This window comes from Actinoplanes sp. NPDC051411 (assembly GCF_040682075.1).
Lineage (GTDB): Bacteria > Actinomycetota > Actinomycetes > Mycobacteriales > Micromonosporaceae > Actinoplanes.
On sequence record NZ_JBFBAD010000193.1, the window covers coordinates 1 to 15,792 of the forward strand.

Consider the following 15,792-nt stretch of genomic DNA (forward strand, 5'->3'; position numbering starts at 1 on the left):
CGGCCGCAGAGCGGCCAGCGGACCGCCGCCGGTGCCGCCGCGGCCTCGCCGCCCGGGCATTCACGCAGGTCGGCGAGGAGGGCGGCGGCGTCCTGGTAGCGGTCGTCGGGGTCCTTGGCGAGCAGGCGCCCGACGATCGCGCCGAGGGCCGGGTCGAGGCCCGGACGCAGCGAGGCCGGGTCGGGCACCGGCGCGGTCAGGTGCAGGCGCAGCAGTTCGCCGACGTCGGACGCCTCGAACGGCAGCCGCCCGGTCAGGCACTCGAAGAGCACGACGCCGAGCGAGTAGAGGTCGGAGCGCGCGTCGACCGGCCGTTTGAGCATGCCCGACTGCTCGGGCGACGCGTAGAGGAAGGTGCCGACCGCCTCGTCGCCCTGTTGGGCGCCCAGCAGCGCGAGACCGAAATCGATCAGCTTGTCGGGATCGGTCATGATGTTGCCCGGCTTGACGTCGCGGTGCACCAGGCCGACCCGGTGGGCCGCGGCCAGCGCGCGGGCCAGGTTGGCGGCCAGCTCGACCACCCGCTCCGGGGCGAGGGGGCCGCGGGCCAGGAGGTCGGCCAGCGACCCGCCGGGGAGGTATTCGAGGACCAGCGCGGGCCCGTCGCCGAACCGGCCGGCCGCGTGGATCCGGGCCACGCCCGGATCGTTCACGCAGGCCAGCAGCGCCGCCTCCCGCTGGAAGGCGGCGGGCAGGGCCGGGTCGGCGGCGGCTTCACGGTGGGGTCGCTTGAGGGCGTACGCCACGCCGTCGCGCCGCGCGCGGTGAACGGTCGTGAACGCGCCCCGGCCGAGCTCGTCCTCGATCTCGAGGCCGGTCAGCACATCGTTCAGGAGGTGGTCCATCACGGGAGGTCTCATTCCGCAGTTGCCGATTCGACCGCTTTGATCGGCCGGAAAGCAACGAACCTGAAACCGTGTGTGATGAATCGCTTACAGCTTGTCCGAGATCCCGGCCGCCGCGAAGGCCCGCTCGATCACGTCGCGCCCCTCGGTGAAATGGGCCCAGCTGTCGCAGTGCACCGGCACCACCCGGCGGGCGCCCGTGATCACCGCCGCCTCGGCCGCCATCGCGCTGTCCAGCGTGAGCAGCGCGTTGTCGAACAGGCCGGCCCGCGCCCCACCGGCGAAGATCACCGCGGTGTCGATCGGGCCGAGCCGGTCCGCGATCTGCCGCACGACCTCCAGCGAGGCGTTGTCGCCACTCACATAGGTCGTCGGCAGCCCGTCGCCGGTCAGCACGAACCCGATCACCTCGCCGGTCACCGGCTCACACCCCTCGGGCCCGTGCTGGGCCGGCACGGCGGTCACGGTCACGTCCTTCACGTGGATGCTCTCCCAGGGCGCCAGACCCCGAGCGGTGCCGGCCAGCCGGCCCGCTCCCCCGCGGGTGGTCAACGTCAGGGGTACGCGGGTGAGCAGCTTCCGCCCCGAGCGGTCGAGGTTGTCGGGGTGCTGGTCGTGCGACAGCAGCACCACGTCGACCGGGCCGAGCCCGGACGGGTCGATCGTCGAGGGCGCGGTCTTGGTGAGGAACCGGCCGTCGCCCCGCGGGTAGTCACCGGGCGGGTCGAAGGTCGGGTCGGTCAGGAACCGCAGTCCCCCGAACTCGATCAGAGCGGTCGGGCCGCCGAAGACGCGGATGTCCGTCATCGATCGTTCTCCTCACGGTTTTTCAGGTCAGTTACCGTGAGGGAACGCTAGAGGATTCTCACGCGAAAGCGCAAGGATTAGCATGAGACGATGACCGACGTCCCGCCGCCCGCCCCCGGCGCCGACCGGCACCCGGCGCTCGACCTGGCCAACACCCCCCTCGCCCTGACCAGCGGCGAGGTCGACCTGCTGGCGACCCCGGCCCAGGCGGCCGCGTGGCTGATCGGACGCGGCCTGGCGCCACCGGGCTCCTCGGTGCTGGAGCTCTGCGCGAGCCGGCTGCGCACCCTGCGCGGGCACGTCCGCGGCCTGCTGTCGGCCCGGGTCACCGGGAGCGCCCCGGCGGCCGACGACCTGGAAGCGGTAAACACCGCCCTGACCCGGGCGCCGTCCACCGACATCCTGCGGTGGGACGCCGAGCACGGGCTCCACCGGGCGGCCGCCCACCCGATCGACCAGATGCTCGAACGGGCGCTCGCCGTCATCGCCGCCGACGCCGCCGACCTGCTCACCGGCCCGGCCGCGGCCCGCCTCGCCGCGTGCGGCTCGCCACCGTGCCGCCGGTTCCTCGTGCGGACCCACGCGGCCCGCCACTGGTGCTCCGTCCGCTGCGGCGACCGGGCGCGGGCGGCCCGCGCGTACGCCCGCAGACGCGAGCCGGCCCCGCCGGCTTGACCCTCACGCGGGTCAGCCTCGCCGAATCGGCGTCGTGGACAACGATCAATCCGAGCGCCTCGTGGTCCGCGACCCCGACGGGCACTGTTTCACCGTCGGCCGGGTTCACCGTCGGCCGGGTTCACCGTCGGCCGGGGCCGAACAACGGCTGTGTGAGATCGCCGGCCACTACGGCCTCACCACCGAGACGATCTCCACCCGGGGGCATCGATAGGGTGGCGGGGTGCAGCCGGGCGACGCCGTCATCCTCGTGCTGGGCGGCGTCGGCGCGGGACTGACCGGCTCGATGGCCGGGCTCGCGTCACTCTCCAGCTATCCGGCCCTGCTGGCGGTGGGCATCCCGCCGATCGCGGCCAACGTCACCAACACGGTCGCGCTGCTCGCCAACACCGTCGGCACCGCCGCCGGCACGCAGCGGGAACTGGCCGGCCAGGGGCGCCGCCTGCTCGGCCTGTCGGCGGTCGCCGCGCTGGGCGGCCTCGCCGGGGCGGGACTGCTGCTGAAGACACCGTCGTCGACCTTCGAGTGGATCGTGCCGCTGCTGATCGCCCTCGGCGCGGCGCTGCTGCTCCTGCGCGACCCGCTGCGGCGCTGGGCCGGCCACCACACCATGTCACGGCCGGTGCTGGGCGGCGCGATCTTTCTCATCGGCATCTACGGCGGCTACTTCGGGGCGGCCGCGGGCGTGCTCATGCTGGCCGTCCTGGCGGTGGCCGCCAATGAGCCGCTGCCGGTGACCAACGCCGTCAAGAGCGTCGTGCTCGGCGCGTCCAACCTGTCGGCGGCGATCATCTATGCGCTGGTCGCACCGGTGAACTGGCCGGCCGCCGGCATCCAGGCGATCGGCTGCCTGGTCGGCAGCTGGATCGGCCCGTCCCTGGTCCGCCGGATCCCGGAACGCCCACTGCGCGCGGCGATCGCGGTCGCGGCGCTCGGACTCGCCGTTTACCTGTGGTGGCGGGCGGCTCACTGAGAGGCCTTCCTCAGCGCCGGCTGAGCCGGAGTTCCGCACGGTCCACGCCCGGTGCCGGTCGCAGCGGTTGCCGACGTCCGAGAGGTAGGCGAGATCGTGCTGCCCGCGCGGCAAACGCTTGCATCTCGAGGCCGGTTTGGCTATTGCCTATCAAACACATAGGAGGTGTAGGGTGACGGCACAGTTTCTGAGGTGAGCGAGGTATCGCATGCGCAGACTCACCGAATCGGCCGCCGGACAGCTGATCGCGGCGCGGGCCTTCGCCGGCGGCCCGCCCGGCTTCGTGGGGGCGGCCCTCGACCTGCCCGGCCCGGCAAGCCCCGCGGGAACGACTCCCGGCCGGCCGGTCGCGTTCGGGGCGGGCCGGGAGCAGGCGCAACCGGAGGGTTCGGCGCGGCGGGCGCTCCGGCACGGGTTCCTGGCCGCCCGGGCCGACGGGTCGGTGACGGTCAGCGGGCCGCCGTCGCCAGGGTTGGAGAGTTGCCTGGCCCGGATGGGCGACGACCTCGCCACGCTGCTCGGAATCCGGTCCGGTGGAGGGGCCGTGGCCGGCATCCGGGTCGGGGTCGAGGCGGGGCTCGACGGCGGTGGGCCGCTGGGCCTGAACCGGAGGTGGCGGCTGGCGCACACGCTGGCCCCGGTGCTGGCCGCCGCCTTCGCCAACAGCCCGTCGGGCGGCGGGTGGCGGAGTGGACGCGCGGCCCGGCATCGGAATCGGCCGGTGCTGCCCGGGACGGCAGACGCCGGGCCGGTCGGGATCGGGCTGGTCACCGCTATCGGGTCGGAGTCCACCTCCACCTCCGGGGCCAGGGCCGGCGAGTTCGATCAGGGCGGGTCTGCGGCGAGCGCGGGTGGAAGCCATCCGAGCGGAAGCCGTCCCGGCGGGAGCGACTCGGGTGGGAGCAATCTGGTCGGGGACGGGCCGGCTTCGCGCGGAAGCGGGGGCGCGGCCTTGAATCCCTGCATCGCCGAACTGGGTGGGATCGATCCGCGGTGGGGCCGCGAAGGTCCGGGAGCGGATCCGCGGGCGGGGTGGACGGCCTCGGTGATGGACGCGACGGTGGTCGGCGGCGACCGGAGTTTCCGGGACTGGACGCGGTCGGACGAGCCGCCCGTGGAGGACGACCTCCGGCGCCACCTGGACGCGCTGCGGGCGCCGGTCAAGGCGCTCGGGCACCTCGAGCTCGACGTCGCCGACGGGCAGGAAGGGGACGGCTGGCGGGTGGCGGTCGCGGTCATCGCCACGCTGCTCGACGACCCGGTGGCGGCCACGGCGGCCGAGGCGGCGACGGGTCATTTCGCGTACGGGCAAGGGGTTTGGGAACGCGCGGCGCGCGACGCCCTCGCCGACGCCGAACTCGCCGCCGCGGCCCGGGAATGTTTTGTGGCGGCTTATGCCGCCCTGGCCCGCCGGGGAGCGCCGCGCGAACTGCGGGATGCCGTGGCCGCCTACACGGAGCGGTACGTGATGCGCGGACGCTGCCCGGCCGACGACTGCCCGTATCAGGTGGGCTGACGCCGGCTTCGGCGAGGAAACGCTTGACCCGCACCCCGAGGTGCGGGTTTAGCGTCGCGGCATGGTCACAGCATCGAGCGCCGGCACCGACATCCGGCAGTACCTGCGGGGCCTGCCGGTGTTCGCCGGCGAGCTACCGACGTTCGACCCGGCCGAGGCGCCGGACCGGCCGGAGGCGCTGTTCGCCGGTTGGCTCACCGCGGCGGTCGGCGCGGGCGTCCCCGAACCGCACGCCATGACGCTGTCGACGATCGGGGCCGACGGTGCGCCGTCCGCCCGGGTCCTGATCCTCAAGAACGTCGACGACCGCGGCTGGCAGTTCGCCGTGCACGCGGCAAGCCCCAAAGGCCGGGACCTCAGCCGGCATCCGGCGGCCGCGCTCACGTTCCACTGGCCGGAACAGGGGCGCCAGATCCGCGTACGCGGTCCGGTGAGCCCGGCCCCGGCCGACCTCAGCGCGGCCGACTTCCTCGCCCGGCCGGCCGGCTCCCGCGCCGAGGCCTCCCTCGGCCGGCAAAGTCGGCCGCTGGCGAACCGGGAAATCCTCGATCTCGCTGTCGAACGGGCCCGCGCCCGGATCGCCGAGGATCCCGGCTTCGTGGATCCAGAGTGGACCGTGCAGACCGTGACCGCCACTGAGGTCGAGTTCTGGCAGGGCGACAGGGAGCGCAAACACACCCGCCTGCTTTACACGCGCACCGGCTCCGGTTGGACACGGGTGATGCTGTGGCCATGACCGACGACTTCGTGCCCATGGAATCGGGCTTCTGCGGGCGCGGCAGAACCTGTAGCCGCCTGCCGCGACGCCGATCAGGTGGCAAGGCTGGGGCTGTTCGCCGTCTAGTGTGGCCGGAGCGGGCCCAGGGTCTCCCGATGGAGTCCAGCCCAGCGCGGCCGGTCAAGTAGCGCAATGGTGGATGGCGACCACGCCGTCCTGGTGCTCCGCGAGCATAGTGGAGCTGTCGGCGCTGTCCGTCAGATGCTGCTGCCAGGTGGTGACCCGCCGGTCAGGATGGTGCGCGCCACATGATTGGTCAACGTAGTGGAGTCTGATCAGTGATGCTGTCGGCCGCACAGTGCGTGGAGGTGCACCGGCTGGCGGTCGCCGGCCGGGAGGCTGGCATCGCTCGCGACGTAGGCGACAGGGTGGCTCGGGTATGGCTCGCCCGATCCCGGTTCGCCGATGTGGTCCGACTGGCGGAGTTGACTCTGACCCTGGGCGAGGATCCCGGCGCCTTCTACGACCTGGGGTGGGCGAAGCGGGTTACCGGGTTCCCGGCCGAGGCGCTGGCCGCGTTCGACCGGGCGCTCGGCCTGTACCGCAACCGCCACCACCGCGGCAACGAGGCGGCCACGCTGAACAACATCGGCAGCGCGCACGACAGGATGGGCAACCGACAGCGGGCCCTGGACTACTACGGGCAAGCCCTGCCCATCCTGCGGGAAGTCGGCAACCGCGCCCGTGAAGCGGCCACGCGGTTCAACCTGGCGATGGTCTGCCGCCGGCAGGGTGACCTTGACCGGGCGGTGGCCGAACTGGAGCAGGTCGTGGAGTTGGATCGGCAGGTCGGTCATCCTGACCTGGAGTCCGACATGGCCATGCTGGAACAGATCCGCCAGGAGCGGACGTGAGCCCGGTCCGGCGGTTGCTGGGGACCGGACGGGTTGTCCGTCAGGACTGGGTGTCGGATGATCGCTCGTTCGGGTGATGGTCGGCGCGTGCTGTGCTATTCGTCGATGCGGCATGGCGGGAGCGGGAGGATGAGCGTGGCGACTGCGTCGATTGTGGTGTCCGGGCCGGGCGCGGAACGACTGGCCGGGGAGCTTCACGCCGCCTTGGAGAAGGCCGCGACGGCGGGAGATCGGGTCTCCCCGGTTGAGGTGGAGCGGTCGGCCTCATTGGTGATCGCCCAACCGCGGTCCGGCGAACGGAGCTGAGGAATCCGGTGGAAGAGTTCAAGCTGGAGATCTTCGCGCGGACCTCCGACTACACCGAGCTTCGATTTTCCCGCAACGGCGAGGCACCGGCGATTCGTGGCCTCGACCGCGCCACGATCGACAGTTTGATCGGCCTCGTGAACCGGGTCTACGCCGAGGACTCGGTGGCGCAACGCGTGTTCGGTTCGACGGATCTGCGGGAGCTCGGCGAGAAGCTGTACGACTTCCTGGACGGCGACGAGCGATGGCTGGACCAGGTGTCGGCCGACCCGCGGGGCATCGCCTTGCGGATCTCGGCCGAGGAGCGGTTGCGGCATCTTCCGTGGGAACTGGTCGTCAAGAACGGCTCCTACCTGGCGGTCAATGAGCTGACCCCGCTGCTGCCGATCCGGGCCTCCAGTGCGCTCACCTCCGTCGCCGGCGACGTGAAACCCCAGAACCGGCCGTTGCGCGTCCTGTTCATGGCCACCTCGCCCGAGGGCGTGGAGCCGGTGCTGAGCTATGAGGCCGAGGAGAGCGGCATTCTGACGGCGACGGCCAACTCCGGCACCGAGCTGGTGGTCGAGGAGAGCGGAACGCTGGAAGGGCTGAGGTTCACCGCGGAGTCGTACGGGGCCGGCCATTTCGACGTCCTCCATCTGAGCGGGCACGCCACCATCGACCAGGGGCAGCCGAAGTTCCTGGTGGAGAACGAACTCGGCGGGCTGGTGCTGGCGTCGGTCGACGACATTGCCCGCGCGATGGTGGGCCAGTGGCCGCGCCTGGTGTTCGTCTCCGGATGCCTGACCGGCGGCGCCCCGGCTGCCGGATCGATCCCGTCGATGAGTGAGAGCCTCGTCAAGGCGGGCGCCCCGATGGTGCTGGGGTGGGCGCTGCCGGTGGGCGACGTCTCGGCCACGGCGTTCGCCACGCACCTTTACCACGCGCTGGCGGCGGGGCAGCCGCTGGATCGGTCGGTGGTGACCGCCCGGCAGCGGCTCTACACAGGACAGAGCCGCAGCTGGCACCTGCTGCGCGCGTACGCCGACGCGTCTCCGCTGAAGCCGGTGGTCACGCCGTTGAACACTGCCGGCCGCGAGCGGGTCCGGGTCCGGCACGCGGCGGACGAGTTCCTGGACCCGCAGACCCGGATCTCCCGGGTGGCCTCCCGGGCCGGTTTCGTCGGCCGGCGGCGGGTGATCCAACGGTGCCTGCGCACCCTGAAGCAGCCCTTCGGGTCGCCCGGGGCGGCTCAGGCACTGGTGCTTCAGGGCATGGGCGGATTGGGCAAGAGCACCCTGGCGTCGCGGCTGCTGGAGCGGATGCCGACCCACCAGCGAGTGGTCTGGTTCGGCCGGATCGACCTCACCAAGTTCCGGGAGCTGACGTCGGCAGTCGCCTTCCGGACCCTGGATCAGCAGGCTGAGGCGGCCGCGATGCTGGCCCGCGACGACATCGACCTGTTCGTGCGGCTGCGCCACCTGCTCGACGGCCCGCTCGACCAGATTCCCTGCCTGTTCGTCTTCGACGACTTCGAGGACGGCAATCTGGAGGAGCGCGACGGCGCCTACGTGCTCGCGCCGGAGATCGCGCGGATCCTGCCGGCGCTGCTCAGGGCCATCGACGAAACCAACAGCCCGAGCCGGGTCATCATCACCAGCCGCTACCGCTTCCCCATTCCGGCCGGCACGACGCTCCGGGTCGAGGCCCTCGAAACGCTGACCGAGGTCGAGCAGACCAAGAAGGTCGCGAACCTGCCCAACCTGCGCCCGCAGTCCCCGGTCGGCGCCGGCGTCAAGGACCGGGCCATCCTGGCCGCCTGCGGTAACCCGCGGCTGCTCGACTGGCTCGACCGGATCATCGTCGACCCGGGCCTGGACCTCGACGAGCTGATCACCGCGATCGAGAACGAAGCCGCCCGCTTCCGGGAGAGCATCTTCGCCCAGAAGCTGCTCGGCACCCAGTCGCCCGATCTGCAAAGGATGCTGGCCAAACTGAACTCGGTCGAACTTCCCGTCCCCGCCGCGACCGTGCATGCCGTCCACGACCACCCCGAGGCGGCCGCGCACATCAGGCGGGCGGCCGAACTCGGGCTGCTCGAGGAGGGCGCCGACCCGGAGACCGGCGAGCCCCGCTACTTCGTCTCCAACGTCCTGCGCCCCCTGATCCGGCCCCTCATCACCGACGACGAATACCGCGAGGCGTGTGCCGCCGCGGCTCGATCCCTGTACCGGATCTGGGTCCTGGAGGAGCCGCCCGCCGAAACCGGCCCGAAGCCATGACGTCGGTGCCGCGGTGGGTGGAGGTGCACCGGTTGGCGGTGGCCGGCCGGGAAGCCCGGATCGCCCGCGACGTGGGGAGCGCGGTGGCCCGGGTGTGGCTGGCCCGGTCCCGGTTCGCCGATGTGGCCGGGCTCGCGCAACTCACGTTGACCTTGGGTGAGGATGCGGACGCCCTCTACGACCTGGGATGGGCGAAACGCGCTACCGGGTTTCCGGCCGATTCGCTGGCCGCCTATGGCCGAGCGCTGAGCCTGTTCCAGGACGACCAGGACCGCGGAAACGAGGCCGCTACGTTGAACAACATCGGCAACGTGTACGACGGCCTCGGTGACCGGCAGCAGGCACTGGACCACTACGAACGGGCCCTGCCCATCACGCGGGAGGTCGGCAACCGGACCGGCGAGGCCACCACCTTGAACAACATCGGCATGGTGCACAACGGCCTGGGCGACCGACAACGGGCCCTGGCCTACTACGAACAGGCCCTGCCCATCCTGCGCGAGGTCGGCGACCGCGCCGGCGAAGCCACCACCTTGAACAACATCGGCAGCGTGCACAACGGGCTGGGCGACCGGCAACGGGCCCTGGCCTACTACGAACAGGCCCTGCCCATCCTGCGCGAGGTCGGCGACCGCGCCGGCGAAGCCACCACCTTGAACAACATCGGCATGGTGCACAACGGCCTGGGCGACCGACAACGGGCCCTGGCCTACTACGAACAGGCCCTCCCGATCCGGCGCGAGGTCGGCAACCGGGCCGGCGAAGCCACCACCCTGAACAACATCGGCATGGTGCACAACCGGCTGGGCGACCAACAGCAGGCCCGGGAGTACTACGAACGCGCCCTGGCCATCACGCGGGAGGTCGGCAACCGACCCGGCGAAGCCACCACCCTGAACAACATCGGCGGCGTACACCACGACCTGGGCGACGGGCAGCGGGCCTTGCACTACTACGAACAGGCCCTGCGGATCATGCGGGAGGTCGGCAACCGGGCCGGCGAAGCCACCACCTTGAACAACATCGGCAGCGTGCACAACGACCTGGGCGACCGGCAACAGGCCCTGCACTTCTACCGGCAAGCGCTGTCTACGCTGCGGCAGGTCGGTGACCGGGCCAGGGAGGCGGTCACGCGGTACAACATCGCGATGGTCCACCGCCACCAGGGTGAGCTCGACCGGGCGGTGGCCGAGCTGGAGCAGGTGGTGGAGTTGGACCGGCAGGTCGGTCATCCCGACCTGGAGTCCCACGCGGCCATGCTGAAGCGGGTCCGGGACGAACTCAGCGGTCGCTGAGGCAGGCGCTCAGGCCGGCCACGAAGCGGTCCAGGTCGTCCGTCGTCGTGCCGAGGCCGAAGCTCGCACGCAGCAGCCCCGGGGTCTCGCCGCAGGCGGCGACTCCGGCCCGGCCGGTCAGGTGGCGCACCAGCGGGTGCGCGCAGAACTGCCCCGCCCGCACGCCGACCCCGTGTTTCACAGCGAGTTGGTCGGCGACCACGGCCGGGTCGTGGCCGGGCAGCGCCAGCGAGACGATGCCCACGCGTGGCGAGCCGGGGCCGAACAGGCTCACCTCGACCGCGCCCGGCACCCCGCGCAACCCGGCCCGCAGGTGGGCCAGCAGCTCCTTCTCGTACGAGCGGTCCGCGTCGGTCAGGGCCGTACACACGGCGGCCAGGGCGACCGCGCCCAGCAGGTTGGGGGTGCCGCCCTCGTGGCGGGCCGGTCCCGACGCCCACCGGACCTCGCCCGCGCCGACCGCCGCGCTCGCCCCGCCGCCGGCCAGGTAGGGCGGCGCCGCGTCGAGCCAGTCGGCGCGGCCGGCCAGGACACCGGCGCCGAACGGGGCGTACAGCTTGTGGCCGGACAGCGCCACGTAGTCGGCGTCGAGGTCGGCCAGGGACACCGGCACGTGGGGTGCCAGCTGGGCGGCGTCGACCACGATGCGGGCGCCGTGGCGGTGGGCGACCTCGGCCAGGCGGCGGACCGGGAGGATTTCGCCGGTGACGTTGCTGGCGCCGGTCACGGCCAGCAGCTTCGGGCCGCGGAGGACCCGGAGCGCCGCCGCGGCCGCGGCCACGGCCTCGTCGGCCGAGGCCGGCGCGGGCAGGCGTACGGGGTCGGGCCATGGGAGCAGCGTGGCGTGGTGTTCCGACTCGAACACGACCGTACGGGTGCCGGCCGGGAGGGCCCGCGCGAGCAGGTTGAGGGCGTCGGTGGTGTTGCGGGTGAAGACGACCTCGTCGGACGGGCGGGTGCCGAGGAAGCCGGCGACCACGTCGCGGGCCCGCTCGTACTCCAGGGTTGAGGTCTGCGACCGCAGGCCGGTGCCGCGGTGGACGCTGCCGTAGTAGGGCAGCAGGGCCTGGACCGCGTCGGCCGCGGCGCGCACGCAGGGGGCGGTGGCCGCGTAGTCGAGGTGGATGAAGCCGTCGACGCCGACGACGTCGAGCGGTGAGGTGTGCACGGCGAGGGACATGAAGGGGCCTCCGTGAGGGTCCGCGCTTGCCCGCGTCGGTCGACGCCGGCCTGGTCTTCACCCGGGGCACCCCATCGCAGACGCAAGGGTTGCCGGCCAGCAAGCCGGGGCTGTGTGCTGGCACTCATGACCTGCCGAGCAGGCTAGCAGACGAATTAGGGTTGCCGGCATGTACGCCGACGACTGGGCCGCGTGGCATGAAGCACACGAACGCCGACGCGCGCGACCCCACGGGCTTCTGGCCGCGACCGGACTCCATTGGCTGACGCCCGAGTGGCAGCGTTTCGACGACGTCCCCGGCGAGTGGCGCGATGCCCCCGACGGCGTGTCGATGAGAACGGAAGACGGCGAAACCAACCTGGGCCAGGTCGGCGAGGACGGCGTCGAGCTGATGTTCGGCGACGTGATGGCCGAGGTCGCCCGCCGCGGCACCGAAGTCATCCTGCGACCGCGCGACCCGCGGAACCCGGTTCGCCTGGCCTACAAGGGAACCCCGGCCTTCCCGCCCGACGAGAAGTGGATCGTCACCGGGCGTTTCGTCGAGGACCGCCAGGAGATCACGATCGACACGGTGGTCGACGGTCTCAAACTCGCCGACGCGGCGCTGGGCCGGGTCGATTTCACGCTCGAGGGCACGGAACTGAGCCTGACCGTGTTCGACGGGTTCGAGATCATCTTCCGGGACGCGACGTCGGGCGTCACCACCTACGGCGCCTCACGGACCCTGACGATCGACCCGCCGGCCGACGACGGCACGGTGGTCCTCGACTTCAACCGGGCGACCAACCTCCCGTGTGCGTACACGGAGTTCGCGACCTGCTCCCTGCCCCCGCCCGAGAACGTCCTGCCGGTCGCCGTCGAGGCGGGCGAGAAGTCGCCCTGACCTAGGGCCTGTCCTGGGCGCCCCGATCGTCGAGCTCGTCGTTCCAGTACCGCCTGAGCACCGTGGGCACGTCGTCGCGCAGCGCCGTGCGCACCAGCTCCAGCTGCTCGGCGCTCAGCGGAATCGCCGGGAACGCCGCGCCGACCGCCGCCGCGAACGCCGACCCGCGCCGGGCCAGGCGCGGGGCGACCGCGACGTAGGCCTCGACGTACGGCGCGACGAGCGGCGACGGCGACCACAGGCCGCGGGCGAGCGCCCGGAAGCGGCGTACCGACACGTCCGGGTCCTCGGTCATCGCCGCCCAGGCGGCCGCTTTCGCCTCGGCCGTCGGACGGGCGGCCAGCGCGGTCAGCGCGCCGAGTTCGCCCGCCGCGGTGCCGTCCCGCACCCGCTCGGCCTCGATCTGTGCCGCGTCGAGGCCGCCGAGCTCGGCCAGCCGGCGCACCGCCTCCCAGCGCAGGTCGGGATCGAGGGCGAGGCCCTGGTCCGTCGCGTCCGCGTCCAGCCAGCGCCGCAGCAGCGAACGGTCGCTTGTCGACCAGGCCAGCCCGCGGGCCAGCGCGATCGCGCGCTGCTCGTCCGGCTCACCGACCGGGACACAGGCCGAAGCGATCACCTCGAGCGCCGAGGGTGTCCGCTCGTGGGGAGCCAGACGGTCGAGGGCGGCCGTGACCAGGGTGGCCGACGGCTCCCGCGGCAGCTGCCGGGCCAGGAGGTCGAGGTCGAGCATCGTCGCCCACAGCACCGCGCGGACGAGCGGGTCGGGCAGGCCGGCCAGCCCGCGCGCCACGGCGTCGTGCGAGAGCGGGTCCAGCTCGATGTGGGCGAACGTCTCGCCCCGCGAGTTGGGCACGACGACCAGCCCGGCCCACTCCGGCAGCTCGAGCGGCTCGTCCGCCAGGTCGACCATCCGCGAGCCGACCTCGGCCAGCGACGCGGAGAAGGCGGTGACGGTGAACCGGTGGGGCCGTACGCCCTCCCGGGTCAGCACCGGAACGTCACCGAGGCGCGAGACCCGGATCGTGTCGTGACCCGACTGCCGCAGCCACAGCGACGCCCAGCCCCGCACGTCGCGCGGCGAAGCGGCGTCCAGCGCCGACAGCAGGTCCTCGAGCGTGGCGTTGGCGAAGCGATGGCGCGTGAGATGCGCGTTGACCCCGGCCAGGAAGTCCGAGGAGCCCAGCCACGTCACGAGCTGCCGGAGGACCGCGTTCCCCTTGCCGTACGAGATCCGGTCGAAGATCGTCGTGGCCGTGTCGACGTCCGGCACGTCGGAGGCGGCCGGCGCGACCGGGTGCGTGGAGCGGCGGCGGTCGGCGAGGTAGGCGCCGGGCTTGTAGCCGGCCTCGAACGCCACCCGGGTGCCGGCGTAACCGGCCACCGTCTCGGCGACCTCGAACCCCATGTAGTCGGCGAACGACTCGTTGAGCCACGAGTCCTCCCACCACACCGGCGAGACGAGGTCGGCGAACCACATGTGCGACATCTCGTGCGCGATCACCATCGCGCGGTGCCGGCGGTCGTCGTCGGTGACCCGCTGCCGCGGCAGCATCGACTCGTTGGCCGTCACGCAACCGGGGCACTCCATCGCGCCCCAGTTGAGCTCGGGCACGAAGACCTGGTCGTAGGAGTCGAACGGGAACGGCTCGTCGAAGATCGCGGTGTAGTGGTCGAAGCAGACCTCGGTGATCCGGCGCAGTTCGGCCGCGTCGCGGTCCAGCTCGGCGGCGAGCGAGCGCCGGGCGTGCCATCCCATCTCCAGGCCCCGGTGCTTCCACCGCACCGAGTGGAACGGCCCGGCCACCACGACGAACTGGTCGCACGGGATCGGCGGGGTGGGGGCGAAGCCCGTCCCGGACGGAAGGCTGTTCGACAGGACGGTCCACGCCGGGTCGGCGGTCACGTGCAGGGTGATCGGGGCCTTGAGATCCATCTGGTCGAAGCAGGCGAACAGCCGCTGCGTGATGTCGAGGCCGAGATATCCGCCGACGTAGCGCTCGCCGTCGACCGGATCGACGAACGCGTGCAGTCCTTCGCCGTCGGTCACATAGCGCAGGCGGGCGTCGACGACGACCTCGTGCCGCCCGGGGGCGAGGCCGTCGAGGAGGATGCGCCGGCCGTCATACCTCGGCGTGAGGACGGAGCCGTCGAGCGTCACCGAAAGGGACGAAGCCTGGTGCAGCTCGAGGAACGTCGGGCCGCCGGTGGTGCGGAACCGCACGGTGACCCGGCTGCGGAAGGCGTCCGGCGAGGTGATGTCGAGCGCGAGGTCGTAGGAGACCTCCGAGAGCATGGCGGCCGGGCCCGGGCCTCGTCCAAGGTCAGCGACACCCCGTCACCCTACTGGCGGCGAAGGCGCCGGAGGGCCAGCGCCACCTGCAGCCGCAGCTTCCCCGAGGGCGAACGGACCGGCCATCCGACCAGGTGTTCCAGGTGGACGACCCGGTCCTGCAGGGTCGAGTGGTGCACCCGGAGAAGGGTCGCCGCGGCCCGCAGGCTCGGCGTGTCGGCGAACGCCTGCAGGGTCGCGAGGGCCCACGGCGCGGCCGCGATCGCGTGCGAGAGCGCTTCGAGGTCGGGGATCGAGGCGGGCAAAGGGGCTGACGCCAGGAGGGTCAGACCACCCAACGATTCGAATTCGACGACCGTCGGACCGGGGTCGTCGGCGGTGCCGTCGGCCGCGAAGCGCAGGGCGGTCCGGGCCGCCGCGTAGGACGTGGGCAGGTCGGCGATGGTGCCCACCGGTCCGATGCCCACTCGCCCGCCGGGGACGACGGCGCCGGCGGCGAGCACCACCGGACCGGTCGGGCGTGCGGCGGCGCGGACCGGGCCGGCGAGGCCGAGGTTTCGCGCGGCCACCTCGCGTACCGAAAACGCGGCCGTCGCATCGACGACCAGCTCGACCAACGCGGGGTCGGCGGCCGGGGCCCGGCCCCGGGTGCGATCGAGGACCACCCGGGCCGCACCCGCCGCCCGCTCCAGGATCATGGCATCGACGGGGCCGGGCTCGCCGGTCCGCTCCAGCGCGAGCACGGCTTGCGCACCGATTTCTGTACGCGGCCACGCCGCCCCAGCCGGCTCCGCCGCCGGCTCGTTCCGGCCTTCGGGGGTGACCCGCACGTGCACCCGCCGCGACGAATCGTCGAGCCGCGCGGGCACCCCGGCCAGCACCGCCGCACCCCGGACGATCGCCTGCAGACCGGCCCGCGACTCGCTCAGGCTGTCGAAGTACGCGATGACCCGCAGCGCGGCCCCGGCGTCCGCATCCAACGCCTCGAGCCGCACCGCGAGATCCTTCATACCGTCATCCTGCCAGGGCCTGTCCTGCCGATCGCGCGAGTGCGAGGCGAGGTCCAGGTGGTGGCTGATGTCGGGCGAGACGCGCCCGCATCCTGGGTTTGGATGTGGGCGTGGCTCGG

General features: G+C 72.5%; 14 protein-coding genes and 1 riboswitch. Of the genes, 9 read left to right on the forward strand and 5 right to left on the reverse strand.

Annotated features, from left to right (window positions below; genetic code table 11):
• Nucleotides 1-845: serine/threonine-protein kinase (locus tag AB0M88_RS49685; protein WP_364114695.1), on the reverse strand; the 845-nt coding region annotated here is incomplete at its 3' end.
• 87 nt (nucleotides 846-932) lie between these two features.
• The gene (locus tag AB0M88_RS49690; RefSeq protein WP_364114697.1) at nucleotides 933-1,652 is read right to left on the reverse strand and encodes an MBL fold metallo-hydrolase; all 720 of its coding nucleotides are present in this window, start codon (nucleotides 1,650-1,652) and stop codon (nucleotides 933-935) included.
• A 90-nt stretch (nucleotides 1,653-1,742) separates the two neighbouring features.
• On the opposite strand from AB0M88_RS49690, the gene AB0M88_RS49695 reads away from it, so the two are divergent.
• The 8 genes from AB0M88_RS49695 (at nucleotide 1,743) to AB0M88_RS49730 (ending at nucleotide 10,310) form a co-directional block, all read left to right on the forward strand.
• Nucleotides 1,743-2,327, forward strand: a complete 585-nt coding sequence (locus AB0M88_RS49695; RefSeq protein WP_364114699.1) for an ABATE domain-containing protein — start codon at nucleotides 1,743-1,745, stop codon at nucleotides 2,325-2,327.
• A gap of 34 nt (nucleotides 2,328-2,361) precedes the next feature.
• Nucleotides 2,362-2,541: a hypothetical protein gene (locus AB0M88_RS49700; protein WP_364114701.1), complete on the forward strand. Its 180-nt coding sequence runs from the start codon at nucleotides 2,362-2,364 to the stop codon at nucleotides 2,539-2,541.
• Nucleotides 2,542-2,550: 9 nt separating this feature from the next.
• Nucleotides 2,551-3,300, forward strand: coding sequence for a sulfite exporter TauE/SafE family protein (locus tag AB0M88_RS49705; protein ID WP_364114703.1), 750 nt, complete (start codon nucleotides 2,551-2,553; stop codon nucleotides 3,298-3,300).
• A 208-nt stretch (nucleotides 3,301-3,508) separates the two neighbouring features.
• Nucleotides 3,509-4,816, forward strand: a complete 1,308-nt coding sequence (locus AB0M88_RS49710; protein WP_364114705.1) for a glutamate-cysteine ligase family protein — start codon at nucleotides 3,509-3,511, stop codon at nucleotides 4,814-4,816.
• Nucleotides 4,817-4,877: 61 nt separating this feature from the next.
• Nucleotides 4,878-5,552, forward strand: coding sequence for a pyridoxal 5'-phosphate synthase (locus tag AB0M88_RS49715; protein WP_364114707.1), 675 nt, complete (start codon nucleotides 4,878-4,880; stop codon nucleotides 5,550-5,552).
• Nucleotides 5,553-5,875: 323 nt separating this feature from the next.
• A complete protein-coding gene (locus AB0M88_RS49720) occupies nucleotides 5,876-6,448 on the forward strand; it encodes a tetratricopeptide repeat protein (RefSeq protein WP_364114721.1) in 573 nt (190 codons plus the stop codon).
• Nucleotides 6,449-6,762: 314 nt separating this feature from the next.
• Nucleotides 6,763-9,015 carry a CHAT domain-containing protein gene (locus AB0M88_RS49725; protein ID WP_364114709.1) on the forward strand — a complete coding sequence of 751 codons (2,253 nt, stop codon included), beginning with the start codon at nucleotides 6,763-6,765 and terminating at the stop codon, nucleotides 9,013-9,015.
• Nucleotides 9,012-10,310 carry a tetratricopeptide repeat protein gene (locus AB0M88_RS49730; protein WP_364114711.1) on the forward strand — a complete coding sequence of 433 codons (1,299 nt, stop codon included), beginning with the start codon at nucleotides 9,012-9,014 and terminating at the stop codon, nucleotides 10,308-10,310. The genes AB0M88_RS49725 and AB0M88_RS49730 overlap by 4 nt, the downstream gene beginning before the upstream one ends.
• Here the strand turns inward: AB0M88_RS49730 and AB0M88_RS49735 are convergent.
• Entirely contained in the window at nucleotides 10,297-11,490 is a 1,194-nt protein-coding gene (locus AB0M88_RS49735) for an aminotransferase class V-fold PLP-dependent enzyme (protein WP_364114713.1), read from the reverse strand. The two genes, AB0M88_RS49730 and AB0M88_RS49735, sit on opposite strands and share 14 nt — an antisense overlap.
• A gap of 17 nt (nucleotides 11,491-11,507) precedes the next feature.
• Nucleotides 11,508-11,622: riboswitch (SAM riboswitch) on the reverse strand.
• A 37-nt stretch (nucleotides 11,623-11,659) separates the two neighbouring features.
• On the opposite strand from AB0M88_RS49735, the gene AB0M88_RS49740 reads away from it, so the two are divergent.
• Entirely contained in the window at nucleotides 11,660-12,373 is a 714-nt protein-coding gene (locus AB0M88_RS49740; protein WP_364114715.1) for a DUF1684 domain-containing protein, read from the forward strand.
• A gap of 1 nt (nucleotide 12,374) precedes the next feature.
• Here the strand turns inward: AB0M88_RS49740 and pepN are convergent, their stop codons facing one another.
• Complete coding sequence (pepN, locus tag AB0M88_RS49745) at nucleotides 12,375-14,666, reverse strand: aminopeptidase N (protein ID WP_364114717.1); 2,292 nt, start codon at nucleotides 14,664-14,666, stop codon at nucleotides 12,375-12,377.
• Between the two features lie 47 nt (nucleotides 14,667-14,713).
• On the reverse strand, nucleotides 14,714-15,673 hold the full coding sequence (locus AB0M88_RS49750; protein ID WP_364114719.1) for a helix-turn-helix domain-containing protein: 960 nt from the start codon (nucleotides 15,671-15,673) through the stop codon (nucleotides 14,714-14,716).
• Between the last annotated feature and the right edge of the window lie 119 nt (nucleotides 15,674-15,792).

Excerpts from the sequence above, each read along its gene's own strand:
- AB0M88_RS49690 (WP_364114697.1), bottom strand. The coding sequence starts at position 1,652 with ATGACGGACATCCGCGTCTTCGGCGGCCCGACCGCTCTGATCGAGTTC.
- AB0M88_RS49695 (WP_364114699.1), top strand. The coding sequence starts at position 1,743 with ATGACCGACGTCCCGCCGCCCGCCCCCGGCGCCGACCGGCACCCGGCG.
- AB0M88_RS49710 (WP_364114705.1), top strand. The coding sequence starts at position 3,509 with ATGCGCAGACTCACCGAATCGGCCGCCGGACAGCTGATCGCGGCGCGG.
- AB0M88_RS49715 (WP_364114707.1), top strand. The coding sequence starts at position 4,878 with ATGGTCACAGCATCGAGCGCCGGCACCGACATCCGGCAGTACCTGCGG.
- AB0M88_RS49720 (WP_364114721.1), top strand. The coding sequence starts at position 5,876 with ATGCTGTCGGCCGCACAGTGCGTGGAGGTGCACCGGCTGGCGGTCGCC.
- AB0M88_RS49730 (WP_364114711.1), top strand. The coding sequence starts at position 9,012 with ATGACGTCGGTGCCGCGGTGGGTGGAGGTGCACCGGTTGGCGGTGGCC.
- AB0M88_RS49735 (WP_364114713.1), bottom strand. The coding sequence starts at position 11,490 with ATGTCCCTCGCCGTGCACACCTCACCGCTCGACGTCGTCGGCGTCGAC.
- AB0M88_RS49740 (WP_364114715.1), top strand. The coding sequence starts at position 11,660 with ATGTACGCCGACGACTGGGCCGCGTGGCATGAAGCACACGAACGCCGA.
- pepN (WP_364114717.1), bottom strand. The coding sequence starts at position 14,666 with ATGCTCTCGGAGGTCTCCTACGACCTCGCGCTCGACATCACCTCGCCG.
- AB0M88_RS49750 (WP_364114719.1), bottom strand. The coding sequence starts at position 15,673 with ATGAAGGATCTCGCGGTGCGGCTCGAGGCGTTGGATGCGGACGCCGGG.